Consider the following 17,085-nt stretch of genomic DNA (forward strand, 5'->3'; position numbering starts at 1 on the left):
CATCAAAATTTCGTCATTCGTTTTTTATTTTATCACCAATTAAGGCGACTAATAATATTAATATTTAATTTTTTATCTACCGGAAACTAATTACGACAACTGTAACTACACTAACAACCAATTGGAATAGCCAAAAGACAATATCAATCTTCCATTCACTCCAACCATCCATTTCAAATGAATGGTGAATTGGCGTCATCTTAAAAATCCGCTTGCCAGTCGTTTTAAATGATGCCACTTGTAAAATCACACTTGCTGTTTCAATTACATACACAATCCCAATTAACAACAAGGACCATTCATGATGTAGTAATAAAGCAACTGCCGCTAAGGCACCACCGAGGGCTAACGAACCCATATCACCCATAAAGATCTTAGCTGGCTTATGGTTATAACGGAAGAAACCTAACAACCCACCAATCATTGCCAAACAAAAGAGGGCAACTTCACCTTGACCTTGAATTAAGGCAATCACTAAATAAGCCAAGAAAGAAACGATGGCTAACCCATCGACTAAACCGTCAAGTCCGTCGGTTAGGTTTACGGCATTGGAGAAGCCGACCATCCAAAAGATAATGAACAACCCGTAAATCCAACCAAGATTCATACTCCCAAATCCCATTTGGAAGCCCTCATGTTGGTAAATCACGGTGAAGATCATTGCTGCAATCACTTGGGCTAAAAACTTTTGCCAAGGCTTAAATCCCTCATTTTGGTGATGGAAAATCTTGATACTATCATCCCACATCCCAATTAAGCCAAAAATCACCAGGGTAAACAGTAAGGCCCACATGGTATTAGTTAAAAGGTTCATGGCAAAAGCCGCAATGAGCACTGCAATGACGGTACTTAAAATAAACAGTAAGCCCCCCATCGTTGGTGTTCCGGCCTTTTTTTGATGCCAAGTTGGCCCTTCTTCGCGAATTTGTTGACCTTCCTTTTTAGCCCGGAAATATTGAATCAATTGGGGCATTAGCAGGAAAGTGATCAAAAACGAAAGCAAACCGGCAATGCCACCCCACAACAATAGATTGGTAATCATTTTCTTCTCCTCATTTGAATTCTAATCATTTTACGGTACTTTGATCTTTATAAGTTACTTTTAAGGTTTGACCTGGATGGACAACCGTATTTTTCTTAATATTTTGGCCATCCACGAAGCCACCCCCAGAGCTCTTAAGCTTCAGATTTAAAATTTGGGCTAAATGACTAACGTCAGCTTGCGACCAACCAGTTAGATCTGGCATGTTTACCGTTCCCCCAGTTGTTAAGAAGACCCGGTTATTAACCGTAATTGAACTTCCGGCCGCAACCGATTGTTCCTTCACCCTGGTACCATTGCCAAGGACTACGGGTTGGAGGCCCTTGTTCGTAAGTCCCTTTTGAGCCGCCTCGGTTGTCATCCCCACTAAGTTTGGTAACTTCACCAAACCTTGATTTTTCGTACTTTCGAGTCGTTTTTTATCTAACAGTTCTCTAAGCAATGGCGTGGTAATTGTCGCCAATGTTTTTTCGGCTGAACCGTTAACCTTACTTGGCTTCCGCATCGTTAAGTAAATAATATACTTGGGATTATTGGCCGGCGCAAAACCAGCAAAGGAATACAAGTAAGCATTTGAACCAGTTTCATAACCGTTGGCACTCCCGATTTGAGCAGTCCCGGTCTTACCAGCAATCCGGTAACCATCAACTTTATAGGCACCACCGGTCCCATTTTTATCGTAAATAACTCCTTGCATATACTTTAAAACTTGCTTGGCGGTCTTGGCTGAAATTGGGTGGCCCACAACTTGAGTTTTGGTTTTTTCAACGGTTTTCCCGGTTTTAGGATCAGTTACTTTTTCAATCCAATATGGTTTAACCATCTTGCCATGGTTGGCAATGGCCGTGAACGCCTGCAACATCTCCATCACATTAACGGTAATCCCCTGACCAAAGGCGGTGTTAGTTTGTTCCAAGGTGCCCCGGAAATTCGTATAACCGGCTTGCTCACCACCCATTCCGTAAACATTTACCGGCTTAAACATGCCAAACCGCTTGAGGTACTTCATCCAAGTTGACGAACCCATATTTTGTTCAATATGAGCAAATCCAACGTTACTAGACCGGTAAAAGGCTTCTTTGTATGAGATCGTACCCCATCCAGAGGTTACCCAGTCGGTAACTTTCCCACCACCAATTGTCCATGTTCCGGAATTATAAGTGGCGTTCGGATTAAAATGACCAGAATCAATCGCCGCTGCCAAGGATAAAACTTTCATCGTCGAACCAGGTTCGTACGTGTCTTGCACCAAGGCGTTTGTCCAAACTGGATTTTCTGACTTATAGTTTGGCCGCTGAGTGGCCGCAATAATCTTTCCGGTCTTAGCTTCCATGATAACTGCGGTCATCATCGTGGGGTGCGAATAGTCATAAACTTTGCCCATCAAGGTTTCTAATTGATGTTGCAGCTTATTATCCAAAGTGGTGGTGATATTGTCACCGTCCTTTACTGGCTTAGCCGAATTACCAGAGTCAGCCAATTGAGTCCCATAAACATCATTGATTGACTTTTTAAGGCCGTTTTTACCAGTCAGCAATTTATTTAAGGTACTTTCCAGCCCCATCTGACCAACAAGGTGGGGAGTTGAATTCTTCGAAGTTTTGACCGTTGCCAAACCTATCAATTGACTAGCAAATTGCCCCTCCGGATATTCCCGGGCTGGCGTCTTAGTGAAGGTAATTCCTGGTAATTTTTCTGCCTTAATTTTTTCCATTGTTGCAACCGAAAGATTACTCCCCGCCGGACCAAATTGAACTTGAAAGGCGTTCTTGGTTGATAACAACTTTTTAATTTGCTGGGGTTTCATATTAATGTATTTTGCTAACTTATTTGCGGTTTTCGTTTTATTAACAACATAAAGTGGTTTGCCATCAGTATCGCGCATTGAATGGTTTAAAACGGCAATTAAAGTATACTTACTCGTATCTTGAGCAATGGCATTTCCGTTAGCATCATAAATCGTCCCTCGTTTAGCAGTGATGATTTGTGTATTCGTATACATTCTTTGAGCCGCAAGCTTTAAATTATGATTTTTTACATCTTTAAAAATTGCAATATAGCCAAAACGAACGATAAACAGGGAGAATAAAAGAAGCGCAATCATAAACAGGCCAAAGCCAAAGGCCTTATGGTTGTGCTGTTTTTCCTGTTTTATCGTTCGTTTCGGAGACTCTTGACCATTCATTTATTAACGTTCCTTACACTTGAATTAGCATCAGTCAACCCGTATTTATGGGCAATTCGTTGTAAATTGGACTGACTGGTTACCTCGGCGATTTCCTGTTGGATGCTCGTATTTGAACCATTAATTTTTGTGATCTTCGTTTGAACTTGTTGTAATTGTTGTTGGTGGTTAGTCAGGGTAATCTTCAATGAGATAACGCTAACAACCATCCAAGCAACAATCGCTGTACAAACAATCCCTAATAAAACTTCGAATTTTGAAGCCGGTACTTTTCTCTGAACCGGGTGAAGATTCGGTTGTTGCTCCTGTTGGGGAGCAGGTTCAACTTGTCTTAATTCACGTGCCGTATTTGCATCCATTCAAACCACTTTCCTATTCTATTTTTTAACTCGCTCAATTACCCTTAATTTTGCGCTGTGGGCTCGATGATTATTTGCTAACTCAGCTTCACTTGGCAAAATAGGCTTTTTATTCACTAATCGGTATGCTGGCTGACTCGCTTCTGGAATTACCGGCAACCCAGGCGGTAATTCTGGCAACGACGTCCGTTCCCGAAACATCGTCTTAACTAATCGATCTTCTAATGATTGAAAAGTAATCACAGCGATTCGCCCGTGAACCGCCAATAAGTCTAGCGCTTGTTCTAAAGAGCTTTCAAGCGCCCCTAATTCATCATTAACTGCAATTCTGATTGCTTGAAAACTTTTTTTAGCAGGGTGACCACCATGGCGGCGGGCCCGGGCAGGAATCCCTTCTTTAACAATCTCAGCTAATTCCGTTGTTGTTTCAATTGGCGCAACCTGGCGATGCCGTTCAATTGCTCTGGCAATTGACTTAGCGAATTTTTCTTCTCCATAACGGCTTAAAATCCGTACTAACTCATTAAAATCCCATTCATTAACAACTTCTTTAGCCGACAAAGCTTGCGCTTGATTCATCCGCATATCAAGCGGTGCTTCATGTTGGTAAGAAAATCCCCGTTTAGCATCATCAAATTGAGGTGATGAAACACCTAAATCGTAAACAATCCCATCAATTTGACGAACGCCTTGCTTGGCTAACTCGGCCTTTAGTTGCCGAAAATTAGCCTTAATTAACGTAACTTGACCAGCTGTAATCTGGCTAGCTAAGTGTTGTTGATTATAATCGATTGCCACTTGATCTTGATCAAATGAATAAAGATGGCCGGAACCAGTTAATTGACTAGCAATTAACCCACTATGGCCACCGCCACCTAAGGTTGCATCAGCATAAATACCAGCTGGCTTAATCGCCAATGCATTTACTGCCTCATGCAACAGGACAGTGGTGTGTTCAAATTCCATTCCGGTTCCTCCAGTTCTTAAAAATCAAAATCTAAGTTTTCTGCAACATCCGCAAAATTATCTTCCGCTTCTTGACTATACTTCTCCCAAGCATTTGGTTCCCAAATCTCAAAGTGCGCTGCCACCCCAACAATGATTGATTGTTGACTTAAGCTAGCGTATTTCATTAAAGTCGGTGATAAATTTACCCGACCTTGTTTATCAAATTCACATTCCAATGCCGCTGAGTATAGAAAACGGACAAATTGGCGGACGTTTTTCTTCGTCATCGGTAAGGTAGCTAGTTTCGTTTGCAACTTCTGCCATTCACTTAGCGGGTAGCCAGCCAAACACTGATCCATCCCCCGCGTAATGACAAATTTTTCTCCCAATTGATTACGAAACTTCGCCGGAATAATCAAGCGGCCCTTTGCATCAATCGTGTGATTAAATTCACCCATGAACAAAAGTGCCACCCCCTTTCCCGATTACATGTCAAGTCTACCACAATCCCCCACTTCTCACCACGCAATTTCTTAAATTCACTAGATCTAAATAAAAAAAGAAAGGAGGGACTGAGAAGAAACACGAGTTTCTTCTCAGCCTCCTCCTTTCATCTCCGAATGTTACTCACAACTAAGACCAAAGCAGTAACCCAATGGGCTCACAAACGCCAAGCGAGTTGGCTAGTTCACTCTAAAGCCGATGCTAATAAGTCAATCTTTGTTTTTCTCCTTACCAAGCTAGCGCCCAGCCCCTTTTGAAATCTTCAAGATTACCGAATCAGCTTTGTTATTTTGATAATTTCCAAATACTTTTATTGATAACTTTTAATTCACCTAGATTTATCTTTAATTACTTAAGGAATTGCTAAATTCATTGCAAATACGGAGCAGACACTTACTAGCAAGGCCAATAAAAAGGAAATGCGCCAAAAAGCTGGCCAGTAGCGCTGATAAATAAACTCTTTCCGCGCCCCTAACTGAATAAAGACCAGTCCAATGCCGATAATCATCCAAACAATAACCGGGTAAGCAAACCAGTAAAAGCCAAGGTTAGTTTCCGCGATAGCCATTAACAATAATGTCCAAACCCACTTGAAGTGATAGTTTTTCAGGTGAAATAAATGGCCAATTAACCATTCGATTCCCCAATATACAGCAACGATCAAAATTTCAATTAAGATTTTTTTGATTCCCATATTAAACACAACTTTAATTTAAATTTGATTTAGGGTTAATTCTACCACGTTTTATGAGAATGTTTGAAATTTAGTGCTAGATTGATTAAACTAGGTGGAAGATTACACAATAGAAAAGGAAGATTCACATGAAAAAGAAGAAAAAGACCCGCTTTCAAAAAATTACAATGATTGCGGTTTGGCTAATGTTAATTGCCATGCTTGGTTCCCTTCTCTTCTCTGCAGTTGGTGCATTGGGTTGGATTTAAATAATCAAAGCTAAGTTCAGGATGCGTTTCACCACCCTGGACTTTTTTTATTATCCCAAGGCGTAACCCCACACCCTTACCAACATTTGCAAACTAAGGCTGAAGACTTTTACCATCTTCTTTTTTCTGAATAACATCCGCGGATCGCGTTCTCAATACCAAAAGCGGACTACCAATTAAGGTTAATTTAAGGAGATCTTCCTAAACCTTAATTAGCAGTCCGCTTATTAAACCATTATTCTTTACGGTCCGGGTAAACTTCCCGTGGCTTAGCGCCATTTGCCGGACCAATATAACCTTGTTGCTCCAAATCATCAATGATCCGGGCAGCCCGATTATAGCCAATCCGAAAACGACGCTGAACCATCGAAGTTGATGCCCGTTGTTGATCAATTACAAACGCCAAAGCTTCATTAAATAAGGGATCTTGATCTGCTTGATCCTCAGCTTGTTGCATCTCTTCATCGGTCACGACCATCTCATCATCATACTCTGCTGGTTGCTCTGCTTTGATGTAATTAACGACCGCTTCAACGTCTTGATCAGAAATAAAAGCCCCTTGCACCCGAATTGGTTTATTTTTATCAATCGGTTGGAAAAGCATATCCCCACGACCAAGGAGTTTTTCTGCCCCATTAGCATCTAAAATCGTCCGGGAATCAATCCCACTAGAAACTGCAAAAGCAATCCGTGAAGGGACGTTGGCCTTAATTAACCCGGTAATAACGTCAACGGATGGCCGCTGTGTGGCAATTACCATATGGATTCCAGCGGCCCGTCCCATTTGCGCAATTCGAACAATCGAATCTTCCACGTCTTTAGAAACCGTCATCATTAAGTCTGCCAATTCATCAATAATCACTAAGACTAATGGCATTGGTGCCTGCTCATCTTCAGGATGCTCTTGAACTAGCTTATTGAAACCTTGAATGTTGCGAATCCCAAATTTGGCAAACAACTCATATCGTCGTTCCATTTCCGCAACGACCTTGGCCAAGGCCCGGGCTGCTTTCTTGGGTTCGGAAACCACCGGACTTAATAATTGAGGGATTTGATTATAAACGCTCAATTCAACTTTCTTCGGGTCAACCATTAATAATTTCACTTGACTAGGCTTGGTTCGCAATAAGAGACTCGTTAGAATCACGTTAATTGCGACTGACTTCCCACTCCCAGTTGCCCCGGCAATCAGTAAGTGCGGCATCTTAGCGAGGTCTGCCGTGACCACTTGACCGTTAACCGACCGTCCCAAAGGAACTTCCAGGGGGTGATCAGTTTGGGGCATTGCTTCAATTAAATCCTTAAAGCCAACCGTTGCCGGGGCCCGGTTAGGAACTTCAATTCCAACGAGGGATTTTCCGGGAATTGGGGCTTGGATCCGGATTCCTTTGGCTGCCAACGCTAAGGCCAAGTCATCAGCTAAGTGCGTAATTTTAGCGACCTTAACACCAGTTGCTGGTTTTAACTCATACTCCGTAACTGACGGACCTAAATTAACGTTTTCGACCGTTGCTTCAACCCCAAAGGAAGCTAAGGTGGTTGCTAGTTTCTTCGTATTTTGTTTGATCGCCTTGAGGTCACTCGACTGATCGGTTGCTGCGACACTGGACAGTAAACTAGTTGGTGGTAATTGATAATCACCATCATCAGGGGTTGCCGTAGTAAATGTTTCTGCCTTTGGGGTTGCTTGCTCTGGTTCTGGTTGACTAGCGACATTAATTTTTGGTGCCGGCTGACTTGGGGCCACCGGTTTTGCCACTGGTTCAGTAAGGTGACTCGGCTCATCTGAGACCGCGGATTTTGGCTCTGGTAACGGCTTGGCTTTAACTGGTTGCTTTGACTTTAACTTCTTTAACCACCCGCGGTGTGAATGGGGTTGCTTAGTTTCTGGTTGAATTTTGGCCTCTTTAACCAACTTCCCGGTCCCCCGGAAAATCCCTTGTAGCAGGGGGAAAATCTTTTGCCAAGGCAACCGGAAGAAAATGATTACCCCCACTATCATTAACAGCCATCCGAGAACCAAAGATCCCGTCTGGTTAAGGAGAACATAACTCGCCGAATAAAGGAAAGCGCCGAGCATCCCCCCACCAATTTGAATTGTCGAGTCGCCATTGAAAACCTCCCGATTAAGGTTATTCCAGGTTACTAAGGTAAATTGATGATGGGTCGCTAATTGATCAAACATTTGCGCATGTAAAACCAAGAGGAGGCCACAGTAAAAAATCAAGAGCCCCCAATAGAAGCGGGCCTTTAACTTGGGCATCGCCGCAAAGATGGTAATCCAAAGAGCCAAAGCAAGGCCAATTATCATGAGGAAAATTGCACTCTCGCCCCCAATAATTTTAAAAAGGCCTAAAACTAACTCACCAATTAGCCCAAGGTTAAACAACCCGACCAACAAAAGCAAGGTTACTAATAAGCCCCCTAAGTGCCGTTCGATCCGGTCGTCGGTTGACTTTTTTTGGCTTGTTTTTCGTGGCGTTGCGCGTTTTTTTCGTGCCATTTTTTCGCCCTCTCTTAATTTAATCTACTTTAGTTTATCGTAGGGATATTGGTGAACCCGAGCCAAATTGGGAAAGCCTTGTTGGCGTAATGCTTCATAAATAACAATGGCGGCACTATTTGAAAGGTTTAAGGCCCGAATATTTTGATCATCTTGGGGAATTCGAATTGCTAATTCTGGATATTGCCGCATAAATGGCTCTGGCAAGCCAGTCGTTTCCTTCCCGAAGAGAAAGTAATGATCCCCTTCAGTTTGGTAGTTCACTTCGGTATAATCACGAGTCGCAAACTTTGAGACTAAATATAATTTTTTCAGATCGGAAACCGTGTCCATGAAAGATGGTAAATCATCATGGTAAACCACCTTAACTTTATCCCAGTAATCTAACCCCGCCCGCTTCAGATGCTTGTCATCAGTTGAAAAGCCGAGCGGTTTAATCAAATGCAAGACTGTATCCGTCCCCGCACAAGTCCGGGCAATATTTCCAGTATTGGCGGGAAAGAGGGGTTCAAATAAAACGATATGGTTAGTCATAAAATTCTCCTTAATAAACAAAAAAAGCAGGGTCTCGGTGTGGGCACGGCGAAACGCTGCTTTAGTGAAGTGCTCTTTGGTAAGTACCAACGAAATTGTTCGATGTCACTTACCAAATGATTTCTGCCAATTATTTTAACACAACGCCTTAAGAATTCAATCATTTTTGCTTCATTTTTTTAGATTTTCAATTGGTTGGCCAGCATGAGTTTATTTTCTAAGCATGCAAGAGCTCAACTTCAACGGTAACTTCAGCTAAGTTAGCTAGCTCAGCTTCTCCAAGTTGCCGGGCTTGTTTCCCCCAATGAAGGGGCGACATTGCAACTAAATCTTTGCGCAATTCCGGAGCTAGTTTAAACCGATAGTTAATCGGGATGACCGTCCCGTTTGGATACCGCCGCAAGAATCGCTCCTTAACCAAATGATTATCATAGTTTCGGTGTTGGTCATCAGCTGGATAAAGTAAATTACGGAGCTCACGCAAATAATTACCTGTTGGAATAATCTTTAACACCTTTCCGCCTGGCTTTAAGACCCGGTCAAATTCATCATAATCGGCGGGGGAAAAGAGCTCAATCACTGCATCTAAGCTTGCGGTTTGGAATGGTAACTTCCGTAAATCGGCAACACAAAAAAATAGCTTTGCCGGATCAAGTTGAGTCGCTAAGTTCACCCCTGCTTTTGAAATATCAAAACCTGCCAAGGCATCATCTGCCTGGTGACGTAGCTTCTCCAACTGGGCTAAGGGGGTTCCTTCACCAGTTCCAACATCAATAAGGCGAATTGGCTGACTTGGCAAATGAGTGTTAATTACTTCCACCATTGGTTTAAATAATCCGGCAGTTAGAACCCGGCGTCGCGCCGCTAACATTACTTGATCATAGCCGTTTTGGGCGCTTGCTCCTTGAAGAAAATGGATAAACCCAGCCCGGTTAAAGTCCCACTGATGGCCATTTGTGCAGCGAATACTTTGATTTCCCACCACAGTAAAAGCGGCTTGGCAAATTGGACAAGCTAACATTTCACCATGCTTTACAACCCATTGAGCAGCTAATTCACGTTTTTTCAAAACTTTTCTCCTCACTTTATGGCTAATGGTCTAATTTTAGTTAATTTCCGATTGTTAATCAACCACCCAAGTGGTCAGAACCCCTATCTGCCCCTAGCAAAACGATTTCATTATTGCTATTATTAAGGAGTAATTTAAGAAGGAGGTCTTTCTTTTGACTGAAAAGTTTATGATTGGGACTTACACCAGTAAAACCAGTAAGGGGATTTACGGGGTAACCCTTGACACTGACGCTGAAAAGTTATCAACCCCTTGGGTCGTTGCTGAAACCCAAAAGCCATCCTATCTTCAAGTAATTGACGATAAGGTAGCAGCCGTTAAACAAGCTGGCAAAGACGGTGGAATTGCCACGTATCAAATTGAAAATGATCACGCTACGATGCTCGATCAATCATTAGCGGCTGGCTCACCACCAGCCTACGTTAGCTACGATGCTGAAAAGCACCTTTTGTTCTCGGCTAACTATCACACTGGTGATATCAAGGTGTACAAGGTTGATGATGGCTGGAAACTAACCCTCACCGACTCAGTTCATCATGAAGGCGCAACTGGTCCAGAACCTGAACAAGATAGTCCGCACCCCCACTTTGCTGACTTGACTCCTGACCACCGCCTGGTAGTTTGTGATCTGGGGATGGACCTCGTTGTCGTTTACGACCTTTCTGACGACGGCAAATTAACCGCTAAGTCTCGTTACCAATCAGAAGCCGGGTTTGGTTCCCGTCATATTACTTTCTCCCCTGATGGGAAGTTTGCCTACCTGCTTGGCGAACTTTCTAGCAAACTCGAAGTTTTAAAGTACAACGCTGAAAATGGTGCCTTTGCCCATGTTCAAACAATCAAGACGATTCCAGCTGATTGGACTAGCCACAATGGGGCCGCTGCTATTCACATGACTAAGGATGGTAAGTTCATCTACACTTCCAACCGGGGTGAAAATACCATTGCCGTCTTTGCCATTCAAGCTGACGGAACCGTTGAACACATTCAATCGATCAGCACTGAAGGTGACTTCCCCCGAGACTTTGAATTAAGTACCACGGAAGAATACTTGGTCGCTGCCAACCAAAACACTGACAACTTATCTCTTTATAAGCGGAATGATCAAACTGGAAAGTTGACCCTCCTGCAAAAGGACGTCCCAAGTCCTGAACCAGTTTGTGTTAAGAAGTGGTAAGTCACCAAACCTTCGACCATCGTTTTTTTAATAATATTCAGCAATAAAAGAGAGAGAACGGGAAGAAACATGTGTTTCTTCCCGTTCTCTTTGTCATCTCCGAATGTTACTCAGTAACTAAGGTCAAAGCAGTAGCTGAATGGCAGTTGCTTCCCTGACGGTCGCACCAACCGATTCAGCCTTGCATGGGCTCACAAACGCCAAACGAGTTGGCTGGTTCGCTCCAAAGCACGGCCCTAGCGGATAAGTGCGAACGAAAGGTCGATTCTAATGAATCAACCTTCGTCCTTCTTATCCCAACCAGGCCGTCAAGGAGCTTTTTTCCCAACCTCTCTCTTTATTTTAACTTCAAGTCCTTGAGCAAGTCTTCCATATCCCGAGGCAAGGCTGCCTTTAAGGTAATTGTTTGATTTAAAAAGGGACTAAAAAAACTAATCTGTTGGCAATGAAGGGCTTGACGAGTAATTCGGGTACAATTACCGCCGTACATTTCATCCCCAAATAAGGGATTTCCTCGCCAACTAAAGTGGCACCGAATTTGATGCGTCCGGCCAGTGTGCAAACGAATCTTAATTAAACTCGCTGTGGGCGTCATCGCTTGGCGCCAGTATTCAGTAACCGAAACTTTTCCTGCGGGACCAACCATCCGTTGAACAAACGATTCTGGATCCCGTTGAATTGGGGCATCCAAGTAACCATGACTGGGAACTTTACCCCCCACCACTGCTACATACTCTTTTTTAATTTGGTGAGCTTTTAATTGACGATCCAAAACAGCGTGTGCAAACCGATGCTTGGGGAAAATTACCAGACCGCTCGTATCCCGATCAAGCCGGGTTGCTACGTGGGTAACTTGGTTCGGATATCCTTGCCGTTGATAATACGCTTTCACCCGGTTAACCAAACTATCTTGCACCGGAACATTATGGGCGGGGACAGTTGCGACGCCTGCTGCCTTATCGATGACCAAAAAGTCGCGATCTTCATAAGCAATTTTAAAAGGTAAATCACAGGGCGTAACCCGATCATTGGCTTGTTCATCTGGAACTTCAATCCCCACTTCATCCCCAGGGTTAACATTAGCGATTGCCCAGGCCGTTTCACCATTCAATAAAAGTCGGCCACCGTGAAAGATAGCCACCTTGATGAGGGAAGAAGTCACTCCTAATGATTTCAAGACGCGTCTTAACTTGCGCGGCACCACTCCATTATAGGTCCAGGTGAATCTCATGCTTCACCCCCGATGAAGGAAGCCTTAACCCGCCGCCAAAAATCGGTATGACGATACTTTGCAAATCGAATTTGTTGTTTAGCTACCGAATAAGTTAATTCAGTGAGGTGCCGAACTTGGCCAAGCTCTAGCTGCGTGCGATCGCAACTTAAAACTGCCGTTGAATCATCATCTAACCGCAGAGTCAAAACTGCATCGGCCCCAAAAATGATTGGTGAACCCAAAGTCCGAAAAACCCGATTATTTAAGGAGGCCATTTCACTTAACTGGAAACCAATAATTTTGGGATCCATGATTGCCCCGCCAACTGACTTGTTATAAGCCGTCGATCCAGTGGGCGTTGAAATACAAAGGCCATCCCCCCGAAAGCGTTCAAATAATTCGGCATTAACGTAGACATCACAAACCATCGTCTTTAGGGTATCTTTAATTGTCGACTCATTTAAAGCGATGAATTTTTGGTGCGTCCCATCGGAATACTTCGCATCAATATCAAGCAAAGGATACGAAACTGATTGACCAGTATCCGCTTTTAAGCTTTCAATTAAATCAAAAACTTCAAACGTCCGCCAATCAGTATAAAAACCTAAGTGGCCGGTATGCATCCCGACAAAGCGAATCCGATCAAGTTGATCTTCATAATGGTTGAATGCTGAAAGTAAGGTTCCATCCCCGCCAATTGAGATTACTAGCTCTGGCTGCTCCTCATCATAAGGAATCTTTTCTTTAGCCAGGCCCTGAATAATCATTCGCTTTAAGCGTTTGGATTCTTGGGTTCCCGAATTATAGATCGCGACTTTCATCATTTTCCTCCCGATTTGGTTCTGTTAACTTTGGATCTGGTTGCCGATTATATGAAAAAATCGTCTGAGCCTCTTGAATTTCTTCCCTAATTTCTGACATTTCTTGGTCAAGTTTGAAGGCTGCCGTAGCTGCCCGTTGCAACCGGTCTTTAACATCTTTAGGGAAGGTCCCGCCATATTTGTAATTTAGTGAATGCTCAATTGTTGCCCAGAAATTCATCGCTAAGGTCCGGACCTGGATTTCAGCTAAAATGCGTTTTTCACCGGTCGTTAATTGGACGGGATATTCAATCACAATATGATAAGAACGATAGCCACTTGGCTTGACATTTGTTACATAATCACGTTCTTCTAAGATCGTCATATCTCCTCGTTCGCGGAGGAGATCAACCACAACATAGATATCTTCAACAAATTGACACATGATCCGTAAACCGGCAATATCTTGCATATCCTGTTCCAAACGATCTTCTTGGACGTGACGGCGAACCATCTTTTCCTTAATGCTATCAACTGGTTTTACCCGGCCAGTAACAAATTCGATCGGCGAATGTTGCGCTTGATCCTCAAATTGTTTCCGCATGCCCCGCAACTTAACCTTTAATTCATTGACGGCTTGTTGATAAGGTAATAAAAAATGTTGCCAGTTTTCAACCATGAGCGTTCCTACTTTCTCTTTAATTCTAAGATCCATTTTAACATACCCCTGCCACTTAAGCGGTTTTAACGCCTAACCACTAACAGATAATTTGGGTGTTGGCAACTTACCTGTCATTTAAAACACATTACTTTACAATTTTAATTGATTTTGCCAAAATAATTGCAGAAACTATCTAACGATTGGAGGAGCCATCCGTGATTGAAATCCATCTCTTCGTCAATCCGTTAGGGATGAAGTGTTACCGTTGTGAACAAGATGTAATGCGGATTGAGCATGATCTTGAACAAACTAAATTTAACTATCAATTCATCCCGCTGATTAACTTGTATACGATTCAAGATACCCTTCACCGGTATGGATTATCAGCTAACCACCAGCAAAAAATTTCTGAGCTTCTTTATCAAATCAGCTTGGACTTTAAGGCCGCTCTGTTTCAAGGTGGTAAACGCGGACGAAAATATCTTTTACAACTTCAAACAGAGTTAATTAACCATCAACAAGGTTATTCCTTTGAACTAGCTACCAAGATTGCTGATAACGTTGGGTTAGACTTAGAAATGTTTTTAACTGATCGTAAGTCTTCCCTTGCTCGTAAAGCTTTTTTGGCGGATCAAAAAATGGCAAACGAACTCAAAGTAATCCGGACAGCAACCGCGGTTGTCTTTGACACCAATGAACCTGAGTACGGGGTAATGATTAATGATTTTGACTACGACAGTTTACTTGAGTGTATGCAAAATGGTCAATTACAAGCTAGTCAAGATCCCCAAGTTTTTGCTGATAAGCTAGGTAAACAACATCATTCATTTAGGATTATCTAATGCGAATCTGGGTGAGCTACTTGGCCATCAGTGGTAGCGTTTTAGGATTAAGGAGGCTGGGAAGAAACATGAGTTTCTTTCCGGCCTCTTTTTCATCTCCGAATGTTACTCAGTAACTACGGTTACACCAACCTTCATTTTTTGTCCCAATCAGACCGTTGAGGAGCTTTTTCCTAGCCTCTAAGTTACTTACTTTATTCGCCGCAAAGCTCTTAATTTGGCTTCATAATTTGGAAACCACACCGGTGGATGCCAATAGATAATCCTGTGTTGATCTTGTTTTAAAATTCTTGTCGTTAATAGTTGTTTTGTCCAAGCCCAAATTAACTGTTGATGAACCTGTTGCCTTTGTTGCGCAGTTAAACATGGTAATGGCAGCCAAGCTGAAAATTGATCAACCCCACGTAACCATTCTCTGAGTAGCCAAGTTTTTCCTAGCTCAAAGCGCTCGATCCATAATAATTGCCGCAAATGCCAAAAAAATAACGGCTCAGCTAAAAAGGGCCAGTTAGTTTCCCGACAATGGGCCACTAAGGGGCTTGTACTTAGTTCATGTCCAGCTTGATAGACCTGGGTTACGATTTGGCGCACGGTTTGATTCTTACCATTGCTAAACTGACTGCGATAAACATCTTGACTAACTTGCTGTGGGTTTATTTTTGCCTTAGCTGAAATCCAACCAGCCATTTTAATTAACTCTGCCTTTTGATAGTCCCAAAAATAAATCGTTGGTTTTTGGTGATCAAGGTAGGTAAATTGGGCTTGCCGATTTGCGCGGAGCCGATGCCGATATGGACTCCCCAGAATCCAAATTGGTTTAATTCCAATTTGAGCATACCCTTGATTTCGTTCCACCAACCGTTTTAAATCAAGATTACTACACTGAAACTCAATGATTACTTGTTGAGTTGATCGTTTTAACAATATATCTGCACGCTGTTTAATCTGGGGATAGTAATGTTCTAACTCCCCTTGCCATCCGCGCCGCTTCGCCCATTTTAGCATTTGAATTTTACCGACTTGATGCTCATTTGTTTCACCTTGCCCATGCTGACGGTCGTTTTGATGAGCAAAATAGGCTTTTTTAGCTTTACCTCGGCAAATGCGCACTAATTGACCACAATTGGGACACCAATACTGCTGACCGCGAATTGCGTTTGGCGCTAATGTTAAAATTCCTTTTTGACTAATTGCAATTTTTATTTCATCCCTCCTACTATTTAAATACGTAAAAAAGATGATTTTGCATTTTTTATTTGCCAAAAAGTCTAAACAAATTAAGAGGGGGCCGGAAAGAAACTTTTGTTTCTTCCCGGCTCCCTCTTTCATCGCCGAATGTTGCTCAGCAACTACGACCAAGCCAGTCACCAAGTAGGTCGACTAGCTCATTTCAAGCGGTTGAAAACTTTTTTCTCCGACCGCATTCTTTTAACTAAAATAATGCCGAATCAATTCGATTGCCGTTTGATCCATGATTTGTTTACCATGCTCGGCTAAAAAACTCTTTGAAACACTAGCTGGTTGCGCAAACTCATTGACAACTGCCATCCGGTCACGGATCTCACCAGAAGTCAACGTCCCTTCATTGATGAAGGTAAGCACTAAGTAGTAATCACCTTCAAATTGATAAAGATCCGTTACTAAATTTAGCGTGTCAAGTTGTTGAGCTAATTCAACTAAGTCCTCAAAATTAACTAATTTAACAACTTGTTCGAACTTATCAACGGTTGGATCTGCTAAGGCCGTTTCAACATCATCTGGTTGATCATTTAAACTTTGGTCATCATCATAACCCTGTAATTGATCTTTAATTGACGGTGGTAAGCCAACATCATTTGACTGGTTCACCACCTTTTTGATTAGTAGTTCTAATCCATTATTTTGCATTGGTCTTGCCTGGAAGGTTAGCGCACTATCATGATCAAAATCATGATAAACATCAACTTCATCCAAAATTTGGTAAAAGAAGGCCTCGATTTTATCTTGATCATTCATCAAGTCTGGGATTGAGATTCCCCGTTGAATCAAGTCATCTTGGTTTATCAGAACTTGAATGGTATTTTCATCGATTCGTTTACTTTCCATTCGCTAGTTCCTCCCAACTCCGTTAAATTATATCCTCTCTATTTTACCGAATTTCATGCCAAACTGCAAAAAAAGAGAGGGTGGGAATCAACTATTAATTTTTGCCCCTCTAACATTAAAATCCGGACTATAATTTTTGCCTTGGGCTATAATGCCCTCTAAGTATACAGATGAAATAGAAAATTCATCTTATGCTTGGAGGGTATTTTTATGTCTAGAAA

General features: G+C 42.4%; 17 protein-coding genes. 3 read left to right on the forward strand and 14 right to left on the reverse strand.

The window, feature by feature from the left end:
* Positions 1 to 76: 76 nt before the first annotated feature.
* The 6 genes from mraY to H5993_RS02195 all read right to left on the reverse strand — a co-directional run bounded on the left by mraY (position 77) and on the right by H5993_RS02195 (position 5,732).
* The gene (gene mraY, locus H5993_RS02170; RefSeq protein WP_204776038.1) at positions 77 to 1,042 is read right to left on the reverse strand and encodes a phospho-N-acetylmuramoyl-pentapeptide-transferase; all 966 of its coding nucleotides are present in this window, start codon (positions 1,040 to 1,042) and stop codon (positions 77 to 79) included.
* A 25-nt stretch (positions 1,043 to 1,067) separates the two neighbouring features.
* The gene (locus H5993_RS02175) at positions 1,068 to 3,227 is read right to left on the reverse strand and encodes a penicillin-binding transpeptidase domain-containing protein (RefSeq protein WP_204776039.1); all 2,160 of its coding nucleotides are present in this window, start codon (positions 3,225 to 3,227) and stop codon (positions 1,068 to 1,070) included.
* Positions 3,224 to 3,586 (reverse strand): cell division protein FtsL, encoded by a 363-nt coding sequence (locus tag H5993_RS02180; RefSeq protein ID WP_204776040.1) that lies wholly within the window; start codon positions 3,584 to 3,586, stop codon positions 3,224 to 3,226. The genes H5993_RS02175 and H5993_RS02180 overlap by 4 nt, the downstream gene beginning before the upstream one ends.
* An 18-nt stretch (positions 3,587 to 3,604) precedes the next feature.
* On the reverse strand, positions 3,605 to 4,552 hold the full coding sequence (gene rsmH, locus H5993_RS02185; RefSeq protein WP_180870091.1) for a 16S rRNA (cytosine(1402)-N(4))-methyltransferase RsmH: 948 nt from the start codon (positions 4,550 to 4,552) through the stop codon (positions 3,605 to 3,607).
* Between the two features lie 17 nt (positions 4,553 to 4,569).
* The gene (mraZ, locus tag H5993_RS02190) at positions 4,570 to 4,998 is read right to left on the reverse strand and encodes a division/cell wall cluster transcriptional repressor MraZ (protein WP_180870093.1); all 429 of its coding nucleotides are present in this window, start codon (positions 4,996 to 4,998) and stop codon (positions 4,570 to 4,572) included.
* A gap of 392 nt (positions 4,999 to 5,390) precedes the next feature.
* A complete protein-coding gene (locus tag H5993_RS02195) occupies positions 5,391 to 5,732 on the reverse strand; it encodes a DUF3397 family protein (protein WP_204776041.1) in 342 nt (113 codons plus the stop codon).
* A 128-nt stretch (positions 5,733 to 5,860) separates the two neighbouring features.
* Between H5993_RS02195 and H5993_RS02200 the strand changes: the two genes are divergently transcribed.
* The gene (locus H5993_RS02200) at positions 5,861 to 5,980 is read left to right on the forward strand and encodes a DUF4044 domain-containing protein (RefSeq protein ID WP_180870096.1); all 120 of its coding nucleotides are present in this window, start codon (positions 5,861 to 5,863) and stop codon (positions 5,978 to 5,980) included.
* A gap of 235 nt (positions 5,981 to 6,215) precedes the next feature.
* On the opposite strand, the gene H5993_RS02205 is transcribed toward H5993_RS02200, so the two are convergent.
* The 3 genes from H5993_RS02205 to H5993_RS02215 all read right to left on the reverse strand — a co-directional run bounded on the left by H5993_RS02205 (position 6,216) and on the right by H5993_RS02215 (position 10,086).
* The gene (locus H5993_RS02205) at positions 6,216 to 8,483 is read right to left on the reverse strand and encodes an FtsK/SpoIIIE family DNA translocase (protein WP_204776042.1); all 2,268 of its coding nucleotides are present in this window, start codon (positions 8,481 to 8,483) and stop codon (positions 6,216 to 6,218) included.
* A gap of 24 nt (positions 8,484 to 8,507) precedes the next feature.
* Positions 8,508 to 9,017, reverse strand: coding sequence for a tRNA (cytidine(34)-2'-O)-methyltransferase (locus H5993_RS02210; protein ID WP_204776043.1), 510 nt, complete (start codon positions 9,015 to 9,017; stop codon positions 8,508 to 8,510).
* Positions 9,018 to 9,234: 217 nt separating this feature from the next.
* On the reverse strand, positions 9,235 to 10,086 hold the full coding sequence (locus H5993_RS02215; RefSeq protein ID WP_204776044.1) for a methyltransferase domain-containing protein: 852 nt from the start codon (positions 10,084 to 10,086) through the stop codon (positions 9,235 to 9,237).
* Positions 10,087 to 10,240: 154 nt separating this feature from the next.
* On the opposite strand from H5993_RS02215, the gene H5993_RS02220 reads away from it, so the two are divergent.
* The gene (locus tag H5993_RS02220) at positions 10,241 to 11,263 is read left to right on the forward strand and encodes a lactonase family protein (protein WP_204776045.1); all 1,023 of its coding nucleotides are present in this window, start codon (positions 10,241 to 10,243) and stop codon (positions 11,261 to 11,263) included.
* A 337-nt stretch (positions 11,264 to 11,600) separates the two neighbouring features.
* Here the strand turns inward: H5993_RS02220 and H5993_RS02225 are convergent, their stop codons facing one another.
* From H5993_RS02225 to yjbM, 3 genes are read right to left on the reverse strand one after another with little or no spacing between them, the layout of a single operon-like run.
* Positions 11,601 to 12,494 carry an RluA family pseudouridine synthase gene (locus H5993_RS02225; protein WP_204776046.1) on the reverse strand — a complete coding sequence of 298 codons (894 nt, stop codon included), beginning with the start codon at positions 12,492 to 12,494 and terminating at the stop codon, positions 11,601 to 11,603.
* Entirely contained in the window at positions 12,491 to 13,297 is an 807-nt protein-coding gene (locus tag H5993_RS02230; RefSeq protein ID WP_180870106.1) for an NAD kinase, read from the reverse strand. Before H5993_RS02230 ends, H5993_RS02225 begins: the two co-directional genes overlap by 4 nt.
* Positions 13,278 to 13,955, reverse strand: a complete 678-nt coding sequence (gene yjbM, locus H5993_RS02235) for a GTP diphosphokinase (protein WP_180872157.1) — start codon at positions 13,953 to 13,955, stop codon at positions 13,278 to 13,280. The genes H5993_RS02230 and yjbM overlap by 20 nt, the downstream gene beginning before the upstream one ends.
* A gap of 197 nt (positions 13,956 to 14,152) precedes the next feature.
* On the opposite strand from yjbM, the gene H5993_RS02240 reads away from it, so the two are divergent.
* A complete protein-coding gene (locus tag H5993_RS02240) occupies positions 14,153 to 14,779 on the forward strand; it encodes a DsbA family protein (protein WP_204776047.1) in 627 nt (208 codons plus the stop codon).
* 189 nt (positions 14,780 to 14,968) lie between these two features.
* Here the strand turns inward: H5993_RS02240 and H5993_RS02245 are convergent, their stop codons facing one another.
* Positions 14,969 to 16,138 (reverse strand): competence protein CoiA, encoded by a 1,170-nt coding sequence (locus H5993_RS02245; protein WP_204776048.1) that lies wholly within the window; start codon positions 16,136 to 16,138, stop codon positions 14,969 to 14,971.
* 69 nt (positions 16,139 to 16,207) lie between these two features.
* The gene (locus H5993_RS02250) at positions 16,208 to 16,864 is read right to left on the reverse strand and encodes an adaptor protein MecA (RefSeq protein WP_239457941.1); all 657 of its coding nucleotides are present in this window, start codon (positions 16,862 to 16,864) and stop codon (positions 16,208 to 16,210) included.
* Positions 16,865 to 17,085 lie beyond the last annotated feature (221 nt).

It is taken from the genome of Limosilactobacillus alvi, from assembly GCF_016900115.1.
Taxonomy (GTDB): domain Bacteria; phylum Bacillota; class Bacilli; order Lactobacillales; family Lactobacillaceae; genus Limosilactobacillus; species Limosilactobacillus alvi.